Source organism: Kitasatospora sp. NPDC088742, from assembly GCF_055584905.1.
On record NZ_JBVJLD010000033.1, the window covers coordinates 91,194 to 100,910 of the forward strand.

The 9,717-nt window shown below is 74.0% G+C and carries 8 protein-coding genes; 5 read left to right on the top strand and 3 right to left on the bottom strand.

The annotated features are described in order from the left end of the window. Positions 1-38: 38 nt before the first annotated feature. The 4 genes from ACZ6ZR_RS24655 to sucD all read left to right on the top strand — a co-directional run bounded on the left by ACZ6ZR_RS24655 (position 39) and on the right by sucD (position 6,324). Positions 39-2,675 carry a DUF5682 family protein gene (locus ACZ6ZR_RS24655; protein ID WP_465645647.1) on the top strand — a complete coding sequence of 879 codons (2,637 nt, stop codon included), beginning with the start codon at positions 39-41 and terminating at the stop codon, positions 2,673-2,675. Then, positions 2,675-3,883, top strand: a complete 1,209-nt coding sequence (locus tag ACZ6ZR_RS24660; protein WP_465645649.1) for a VWA domain-containing protein — start codon at positions 2,675-2,677, stop codon at positions 3,881-3,883. Before ACZ6ZR_RS24655 ends, ACZ6ZR_RS24660 begins: the two co-directional genes overlap by 1 nt. Before the next feature lie 367 nt (positions 3,884-4,250). Continuing rightward, positions 4,251-5,423 (top strand): ADP-forming succinate--CoA ligase subunit beta, encoded by a 1,173-nt coding sequence (sucC, locus tag ACZ6ZR_RS24665; protein WP_465645651.1) that lies wholly within the window; start codon positions 4,251-4,253, stop codon positions 5,421-5,423. 16 nt (positions 5,424-5,439) lie between these two features. Beyond that, entirely contained in the window at positions 5,440-6,324 is an 885-nt protein-coding gene (gene sucD / locus ACZ6ZR_RS24670) for a succinate--CoA ligase subunit alpha (RefSeq protein ID WP_465645653.1), read from the top strand. 128 nt (positions 6,325-6,452) lie between these two features. On the opposite strand, the gene ACZ6ZR_RS24675 is transcribed toward sucD, so the two are convergent. Next, positions 6,453-6,602: a hypothetical protein gene (locus tag ACZ6ZR_RS24675; protein ID WP_465645655.1), complete on the bottom strand. Its 150-nt coding sequence runs from the start codon at positions 6,600-6,602 to the stop codon at positions 6,453-6,455. Between the two features lie 126 nt (positions 6,603-6,728). Next, positions 6,729-7,106 (bottom strand): hypothetical protein, encoded by a 378-nt coding sequence (locus ACZ6ZR_RS24680; RefSeq protein ID WP_465645657.1) that lies wholly within the window; start codon positions 7,104-7,106, stop codon positions 6,729-6,731. Between the two features lie 155 nt (positions 7,107-7,261). On the opposite strand from ACZ6ZR_RS24680, the gene ACZ6ZR_RS24685 reads away from it, so the two are divergent. Then, positions 7,262-8,257 (top strand): helix-turn-helix transcriptional regulator, encoded by a 996-nt coding sequence (locus ACZ6ZR_RS24685; RefSeq protein WP_465645659.1) that lies wholly within the window; start codon positions 7,262-7,264, stop codon positions 8,255-8,257. 16 nt (positions 8,258-8,273) lie between these two features. Here ACZ6ZR_RS24685 and ACZ6ZR_RS24690 read toward each other — a convergent pair. Next, a partial coding sequence (locus ACZ6ZR_RS24690) for a sigma factor-like helix-turn-helix DNA-binding protein (RefSeq protein ID WP_465645661.1) occupies positions 8,274-9,717 on the bottom strand: 1,444 nt, incomplete at its 5' end.

A 9,717-nucleotide genomic window follows, 5' to 3' on the forward strand; every position in this document is an offset into this window, starting at 1 on the left:
CGGCGGCACGGCGGGAAGCGAACGAGGGGAGTAGGGGAATGAGCACGGCAGAGGTCACGCTGCTCGGCGTCCGCCACCACGGGCCGGGCTCGGCCCGGGCGGTGGGGGCCGCCCTGGAGCGGCTGCGGCCGGACGTGGTGCTGATCGAGGGCCCACCGGAGGCCGACGCCGTGGTCGGGCTGGCGGCCGAGGAGGGGATGGTGCCGCCGGTCGCGCTGCTCGCGCACGCGGCCGACGACCCGTCACGGGCGGCGTTCTGGCCGTTCGCCTCCTTCTCCCCGGAGTGGGTGGCGATCCGGTACGCGGCCGGGCACGGCGTCCCGGCCACCTTCATCGACCTGCCGGCCGGGTACGGACTCTCGCCCGCTCCGGCACCCGTTGCCGACGCCCCGGGAACCGCGCACGGGGTGCCCGCCGTGGAGACCGTCGACGCCCCGGACGGCCCGGGAGTGCCGGGGGGCACTTCCGAGTCGTCCGAGGGCGCACAGGGGGAAGCACGGCCGGAAGTTGACGACGCGTCGGGCTTCGATCCGATCGGAGCCCTCGCGGCGGTGGCCGGACACGCCGACCCGGAGGCCTGGTGGGAGGACGTGATCGAGCACCGCCTCCCGGGCAGCGGCCCCGAGGCCGATCCGCTGGCCCCGTTCGAGGCCGTCGCCGAGGCGATGACGGCGCTGCGCGAGCGGTACCCGGCCGGGCGGCGGGACGAGCTGCGCGAGGCGTACATGCGGCAGGCGCTGCGGGCCGCAAAGCGGGCCGGGCACCGGCGGATCGCCGTGGTCTGCGGAGCCTGGCACGTCCCCGCGCTGGCCACCCTGCCGACGGTCGCGCACGACCGGGCGCTGCTGGCCACCCTGCCGAAGAAGGCCAAGGTGGAGGTCACCTGGGTGCCCTGGACGCACCGCAGGCTCTCCCAGCACACCGGCTACGGCGCCGGGATCGACTCGCCCGGCTGGTACCACCACCTCTTCACGGCCGGAGCCGACGCCCCGTCAGGAGCCGGAACCGGCGCCCGAACCGGAGCCGAGGGCCCCGCCGGTGCCCTCCCACTCTGGATGACCAGGGCGGCCGCGCTGCTCCGGGCCGAGGACCACCCGGTCTCCTCCGCGCACGTGATCGAGGCCGTCCGGCTGGCCGAGACGCTCGGCGTGCTGCGCGGCCGCCCGCTGCCCGGGCTGCCGGAGACGCTGGACGCGATCCGCTCCGTGCTGTGCGACGGCTCCGACGTGGCGCTGGAGCTGGTCCGCGAGCGGCTGGTGATCGGCGACGCGCTCGGTGAAGTCCCGGACGGCGCACCGACGGTGCCGCTCCAGCGGGACCTCGCCCGGCTGCAGCGCAGCCTGCGGCTCAAGCCCGAGCCCGAGCCGCGCGAGCTCGCCCTCGACCTGCGGAAGGAGAACGACGCGGCCCGCTCCCTGCTGCTGCACCGGCTGCGGCTGATCGGCATCGACTGGGGCAGCCGGTCGCAGGACACCGTCCGCGCCACCGGCACCTTCCGGGAGACCTGGCTGCTGCGCTGGCAGCCGGAGTTCGCGGTGCGGATCGCGGTGGCCGCCCAGTGGGGCACCACGGTGGAGGCCGCCGCCACCGGCCGGGCGGTCGAGCTGGCGGCCCGGGCCGAGGGCCTGCCGGAGCTCACCGAACTGGTCGAGCAGTGCCTGCTGGCCGGGCTCCCGGCCGCCCTCCCGCCGGTGATGCGGGCGCTGGCCGACCGGGCCGCGCTCGACACCGACGTGGCCCAACTCGCCGCGGCCCTCCCCGCGTTGGTCCGAGCCCTGCGCTACGGCGACGTCCGGGGCACCGACAGCTCCGCCCTGGCCGCGGTGGCGAACGGGCTGGCCGACCGGATCTGCGTCGGCCTGCCGCCGGCCTGCGTCGGGCTCGACGCGGAGCAGGCGGGGGTGGTGCGCGGCCATCTGGAGGGCGTCCACGCGGCCGTCGCACTGCTCGCGGCGGACGCGGCGGAGGGGGCCGACGAGGCTGCCGGCGGGGCTGCTGACGGTGTGTCGGACGGCGCCCCGGCGGGTGTGGCGGAGGCCGGCGTGCCGGTCGCGCCGGGTGGGTCGCTGGCCGACCGGTGGGCCGGTGCGCTGCGCTCGCTGGCCCGTCGTCAGCCCGGGGCTTCGGCGGGCGGCGCCGGTGCGGCGGTGCCGGGTCTGCTGCGCGGGCGGGCGGTGCGGCTGCTGCTGGACGGCGGCCGGATCGACTCGGCGGCGGCCGGGCAGCAGCTCGGCCTGGTGCTCTCGCACGCCAACCCGCCGGCGGACACCGCCGGTTGGGTGGAGGGCTTCCTGGCCGGCAGCGGTGTCCTGCTGCTGCACGACCCGGAGCTGCTCGCCCTGCTCGACGCCTGGCTGAGCACCGTCCCGGACGAGGTGTTCACCGACGTGCTGCCGTTGCTGCGCCGGACGTTCGCCGCGCTGGAGGCCGGGGTGCGCCGCACGGTCGGCGAGCAGGTCGCGGCCGGGAGGCTCGGCGCCGCCACCGGTCCGGCCGGTCCGGGTGGCCCGGCCGCCGTCGAGGAGCTGGACGGCGAGCGGGCCGACGCGGCGCTGCCCGTGCTCCGCCTCCTCCTCGGCCTGGAGCAGCCGGCCACGACCACCATCGTCGCTACGGCCACCGCCGCGGAGCCCCGCCCCCGGATCCCCCGTCAGACCGACCGCAGGAGTGCCTGATGACGACCACCCAGCTCCCCGAGCAGTCGGCGCCGCAGTCCGAGCCGCAGTCCGAGCAGGCCCGTCAGGAGCGGCTGCGCCGCTGGCGGCTGGTGCTCGGCGGCGAGGCCGACGGCACCGGCCGCACCCTGGCCGGCCGGGACGCCGCGATGGACGGCGCGCTCGCCGCGCTCTACCGGGGCGCGGAGGAGAGCGGCGCCCGCTCCCGCACCGGCGGGCCGCGGTCGGCCGGCCTCGGGGGCTCCGCCCCGCAGGTGGCCCGCTGGCTGGGGGACATCCGGGAGTACTTCCCCACCTCCGTGGTGCAGGTGATGCAGCAGGACGCGATCACCCGTCTCGGGCTCGAACGGCTGCTGCTGGAGCCGGAGATGCTGGAGGCCGTGGAGCCGGACGTGCACCTGGTCTCCACCCTCCTCTCGCTCAAGCACGCCCTGCCGGAGACCACCCGGGAGACGGCCCGGGCCGTGGTCGGCCGGGTGGTGGCGGACTTGGAGCGCCGACTGGCCGACCGCACCCGGGCCACCCTCGGCGGCGCGCTCGACCGCAGCGCCCGGGTCAACCGCCCGCGCCACCAGGACATCGACTGGGGCCGCACCATCCGGGCCAACCTCGCCAACTACCTCCCCGAGTACCGCACCGTGGTGCCGGAGCGGCTGGTCGGCTACGCCCGGGCGCAGCGCTCGGTGAAGAAGGAGGTGATCCTCTGCGTCGACCAGTCCGGCTCGATGGCCCCGTCCGTGGTGCACTCGGCGGTCTTCGGCGCGGTGCTCTCCTCGATGAAGACCCTCTCCACCCGGCTGGTGGTCTTCGACACCTCGGTGGTGGACCTCACCGAGCAGCTCACCGATCCGGTGGACGTCCTGTTCGCCACCCAGCTCGGCGGCGGCACCGACATCAACCGGGCGCTGGCGTACTGCCAGTCCCGGATCACCCGCCCGGCCGACACCGTGGTGGTGCTGATCAGCGACCTCTACGAGGGCGGCATCCGGGACGAGATGCTCAAGCGGGTGGCCGCGATGAAGGCGGCCGGGGTGCAGTTCGTCGCGCTGCTCGCGCTCTCCGACGAGGGGGCGCCGGCCTACGACCACGCGCACGCCGCCGCCCTGGCCGCGCTCGGCTGTCCGGCCTTCGCCTGCACGCCGGACGCCTTCCCGGAAATCATGGCGGCGGCGATCGAGCGCCGTCCGCTGCCGGTCCCGGAGACCTGACGGTCCGGCCTCCCGGGGGTGGGGGCAACTGACGGAGTGTCCAAACCATTCACCCGGACGAGGGATGGCCGCACACCCCTCACGGGCGGTCCGGACCACCGGTGAGCTGGGTGTGCGGCACGCCCGGAGCGTCCCGTTGTGACGGTTCTCACCAAAGCGGACGGGGCCCCGGGCGAAACACGCACGTCGTACGGGGATAACCTGCCATGCGGACGTGACGCGCGTGTTGATTGACGTGTGCGCCCGTGGCTGTGTGGGCCGCAAGGCTGTCTCTGCGTACCCGCCCAGCCTCGACGACCCGCAGCGAAGATCCTGCCGTGGCACGCTCGTAGAGACACAATCCGCGACCACGAACAAGGACAAACACGTGGACCTGTTCGAGTACCAGGCGAGGGACCTCTTCGCCAAGCACGGTGTGCCCGTGCTTGACGGCGATGTCATCGAGACCGCCGCAGACGCTGCCGCCATCGCGGAGCGCTTCGGCGGCCGCGCCGTCGTCAAGGCTCAGGTGAAGGTGGGTGGACGAGGCAAGGCCGGTGGCGTGAAGCTCGCCGCCGACCCGGCCGACGCCGTGGCCAAGGCCGGGGCGATCCTCGGTATGGACATCAAGGGCCACACCGTTCACAAGGTGATGCTGGCTCAGACGGCGGACATCAAGGACGAGTACTACGTCTCGTTCCTGCTGGACCGCACCAACCGCACCTTCCTGGCCATGGCCAGCGTCGAGGGCGGCGTGGAGATCGAGGTCGTCGCCGAGGAGAACCCCGACGCGCTCGCCAAGATCCCGGTCGACGCCAACGAGGGCTGCACCCCGGAGAAGGCCGCCGAGATCGTCGCCGCGGCCAAGTTCCCGGCCGAGATCGCCGACCAGGTCGCCGACGTGCTGGTGAAGCTCTGGAAGGTCTTCATCGCCGAGGACGCCCTCCTCGTCGAGGTCAACCCGCTGATCAAGTCCGGCGACGGCAAGATCATCGCGCTCGACGGCAAGGTCTCGCTGGACGAGAACGCCGAGTTCCGTCAGCCGCACCACGAGGAGCTCGAGGACAAGGCCTCGGCCAACCCCCTCGAGGCGGCCGCGAAGGCCAAGGGCCTGAACTACGTCAAGCTCGACGGCCAGGTCGGCATCATCGGCAACGGCGCGGGTCTCGTCATGAGCACCCTCGACGTGGTCGCCTACGCCGGTGAGAACCACGGTGGCGTCAAGCCCGCCAACTTCCTCGACATCGGTGGCGGTGCCTCCGCCGAGGTGATGGCGAACGGCCTGGAGATCATCCTGGGCGACGCCGACGTCAAGTCGGTCTTCGTCAACGTCTTCGGCGGCATCACCGCGTGCGACGCGGTGGCCAACGGCATCGTGCAGGCGCTCGCCCTGCTCGAGGAGAAGGGCGAGGCGGTCACCAAGCCGCTGGTCGTCCGCCTCGACGGCAACAACGCCGAGCTGGGTCGCAAGATCCTGACCGACGCCAACCACCCGCTGGTGCAGCAGGTGGACACCATGGACGGTGCGGCCGACCGCGCCGCCGAGCTGGCCAACAAGTAAGGAAGGGGACTGAATCATGGCTATCTTCCTCACCAAGGACAGCAAGGTCATCGTCCAGGGCATGACCGGCTCCGAGGGCATGAAGCACACCCGTCGGATGCTCGCCTCGGGCACCCAGATCGTCGGTGGCGTGAACCCGCGCAAGGCCGGCACCACCGTTGACGTGGACGGCACCGAGGTCGCGGTGTTCGGCACCGTCGCCGAGGCGATGGAGGCCACCGGCGCCGACGTCACCGTGATCTTCGTTCCGCCGAAGTTCACCAAGGACGCCGTGGTCGAGGCGATCGACGCCGAGATCGGCCTCGCGGTCGTCATCACCGAGGGCGTGCCGGTGCACGACACCGCCGCGTTCTGGGCCTACGCCGGCTCCAAGGGCAACAAGACCCGGATCATCGGCCCGAACTGCCCCGGCCTGATCTCTCCCGGTCAGTCCAACGCGGGCATCATCCCGGCCGACATCACCCAGGCCGGCAAGATCGGCCTGGTCTCGAAGTCGGGCACCCTGACCTACCAGCTCATGTACGAGCTGCGGGACATCGGCTTCACCTCGGCCGTCGGCATCGGTGGCGACCCGGTCATCGGCACCACCCACATCGACGCGCTCAAGGCGTTCCAGGACGACCCGGACACCGAGCTGATCGTGATGATCGGTGAGATCGGTGGCGACGCCGAGGAGCGTGCCGCGGCCTTCATCGCCGAGTACGTCACCAAGCCGGTCGTCGGCTACGTCGCGGGCTTCACCGCCCCCGAGGGCAAGACCATGGGCCACGCCGGCGCCATCGTCTCCGGCTCCTCCGGCACCGCCCAGGCGAAGAAGGAGGCCCTCGAGGCCGCCGGCGTCAAGGTCGGCAAGACGCCGTCCGAGACCGCCCGCCTGGCCCGTGAGCTGATCTCCAAGTAAGACGGTCGGCCAGGGCTCAGCGCCCGGTAGTACGGCAACACCGAAGGACCCGCGCCCCCCGGCGCGGGTCCTTCGGCGTTCCTGGGACGGCCGCCCTGCAGGCGCAGCGGTCCCGTGGTGGTGCGGGCCTACTGCCAGGTCATGTCGTACTGGACGACGACCGGGGTGGTGGCCTTGGCGGTGGTGGCGGCCTGGGAGCTCTGGGCGGCCAGGGTGGGGACGGTGGCGAGGGCGAGGGCGATGACCGCGGCGGCCTTGGCGACGTGGGTGCGCAGCATGACGAGTCCTTCGGAGAGAAGTGGGGTGTGGAGTGGCTCCGGAGTCCTGCGTCCCGCGGTGACGCTTTCGGCCTCCGGGCCGGCCGGTGGGGTGTCCCTTCCGGCGATCACTACTCTCGTCGCAGGTCAGGGCCGATGGAAGGGATCTCCGGTGGACGGAAAGGGCCTTGGACCGTTCCGTCCACCGAGGCCGTATCCGGCCAGGCCGAGCTCCACGGCGGGCGCGATCAGCGGGGCGGCCGCGCGGCCCGGTTCCCAGCCGAGCAGGGCGGGGTGCAGGTGGACCGCGCGGTCGGCCAGGGCGGCGGCGCTCCGCTCGGCCTGGTGCAGGTCATCGGCGATCAGGAAGAGCCCGACCACGGGGTGCGGCGCCACCCGGCCGTGCACCACCACGTGCTCCAGACGTTCCTCGGGCAGGGCGGTCGCGCGGATCAGCTCGGCCGTCTCCGTGGGGAGTTGGGCCCCATGCGCGGTTTGCCGGAGTTCGACGTGGATGAGGTACATGAGCTGACTCTGGCAATGCCGGAATCGGTTGAACAGGGGTGAAAGCTGGACCGTCTGGGCCTTGGCCCGAAGTGTCCAAACACGATCGGCACTTGACGGAGCCCCGTGTAATGATCTCTTGAATACTTCGTGAGAGAGCTATCTAGGTGGGGGAAATGCTCACGACCCTCGGGCTGGACACGGCCTCGGAAGCCGTCTACCGGGCCATGCTGATGTACCCGCAGGAGGGCGTGGCCGGTCTGGCCGCCTCCACCGGACTCTCCGAGGAGAGCGTGCGGGGAGCACTGGACATACTCAGCGAGCTGGCCCTGGTGCGGCCCTCGTACGAGCAGAGCGGGGCCCTGCGCGCCGTCTCGCCGGACGTCGGGATGGAGATCCTGATGTCCCGTCAGCAGGCCGAGCTGGCCGCCCAGCAGCTGCGGATCGAGGCCTCCCGGGCCGCCGCCGCCCAGCTGATCGCCGAGTACTCGGACATCCGGCCGGTCACCGCGTACCCGGGGGTGGAGCAGCTGGTCGGGCTGGACGCGATCCGCGGCAAGCTCACCTCGCTCACCCGGGACGTCAAGGACGAGGTGATGACCTTCGCCCCGGACGGCGCGCACACCCGGGAGAGCATGGAGGCGTCCCGGCCGCTCAACCAGGACCTGCTGGACCGCGGCGTCCGGATGCGCACCGTCTACCTGGAGAGCTGCCGCAACAACCAGCCGACCGTGGACCACGTCGAGTGGCTCGCCGAGCGCGGCGGCCAGGTCCGGCTGACGCCCGCGCTGCCGACCCGGATGATCATCACCGACCGGTCCACCGTGGTGATCCCGGTGAACGGCGAGGACAGCGCCGCCGCCGCGGTGGTGCTCACGGGGCACGGCACGGTGACCGCGCTCTGCGCGCTGTTCGAGAACGTCTGGTCGACGGCCGAGCCGCTCGGCTCCTCCGGCACCCCGGACGTCAACGGGCTCACCCCGCAGGAGGCCACCGCCGTGCGGCTGTTGGCGGAGGGGTTCACCGACGAGGCGATCGGCAAGCGGCTCGGGGTCTCGCAGCGGACCGCCCGGCGGACCGCCACCGAACTGATGGAGCGTCTGGGCGCCCGCAGCCGTTTCGAGGCCGGGGTCAAGGCCGTCCAGCACGGCTGGCTGCCCAGCCGGGCCTGAGCGGCCCCGGTCGGTCTTAGGCGGGCGGCAGTTCGAAGCGGAGCGGGGCGTCGGCAGGTCCGGCGGTTCCGGTCGCAGGGCAGAGCCGCAGCGGCTGGCAGGGCGCGGCCGGGACCGGTACCGGGACGGGTGGGAGCAGCGGTGCGCCCGCGTCGGATGCCGTGGCCGGGGTGGCCGGGGTGGCCGGGGTGACGGGCGCGGCCGGGGGCAGCACCGCCTCGGCGAGCGGGCCGGAGCCGGTGGCGGCAGCGGCGGCTGGGGCGGCCGCGGCCGGGGCGGGCTCGGGTGCCGGGCCCAGCGGCAGCGAACTGCCCGGGGTCGGGCCGCACCAGTGGCTGGGCAGGCCCGGCCAGGTCGCGGCCTCCGGCCGGACCGGTCCCGCGCTGCCGCTGTCGGCGGTGGAGCAGACCGACGGCGGCCCGAGTCGGGCCTCCCGGAAGAGGGATGACGGACCGTTGCCCGCCAGGGTGGTCACCACCGTCGCCGTCATGCCCAGCGTGACCACCCCGGCGGTGGCCGTCAGCAGCCCGGACCGCAGCCGCCCGCGGGCCCTGAGCAGCCCGGGGGAGGGCGCCTTCGGCGCGGGGCAGCCGTGCACCGCCGCCCGGTGCAGCAGCTCGCCGAGGCGGTCGCCGAAGCCCTCCGCCGCCGGGTCCGGCCCCACCAGCGCCGGCACCGAGGCGGCCAGCGCCGCCCGCGCGCTGCGCACCCGCCCGGCCGCCGCGGCCGTACTGGACTCCACCTCGGCCGCCACCTCCTCGGCGGGCAGTCCGAGCGCGTCGTGCAGCACCAGGGCCCGCAGCTGAGGGCGGGTCAGCCGGCCGAGCGCCTTGAGCAGATCGTGGTCGCGCGGGGTGGGACCGTCCGGCTCCGGGGCCTCGGCGGCCGGCAGCGGGTGCACCCGGATCCGACGCTTCGGCAGCCGCCACAGGTGGGCCCGGCGCGGGCCGCCGCGGTGCCAGGGTGCCTGCGCGGCCTCGAAGGCGTACGCCCGGGCCCAGGCCTCCGGGTCCGGCAGCGCGCCCACCTCCCGCCAGCGGCGGCCGGTCGCCGAGAGGGCCAGGTGCACGGCGTGCACGGCGCGGTGGCGGCAGCCGGTGAGCAGGAAGGTCTGCTGCACCAGGCGGGTGTGGGTGACCGCGCAGAACTCCTCGAAGCTCTCCGGGCGCGGGTCCGGCACGGCCTGCGGCACGGCCTCGGTGGCGAGCTCGGTGGCGGGCTCGGCTGCGGGCGCAGAAGCAGACGCGGGCGCCGGGTCGAGCAGGGCGGCCACGGCGGTGGCCTCCGCGCGGGTGTGCACGCCGAGCTTGCGCATCGCCCGGTGCAGGTGGGTGCGGGCCGTGCCGATGGAGACGCCGAGGGCCTCGGCGACGGCCGCGGTGTCCCGGCCGGAGGCGAGCAGGGCGAGGGCCTGGGTCTCACGGGGCGTCAGCAGCCGGAGCAGCCGGGCCGGATCGCTG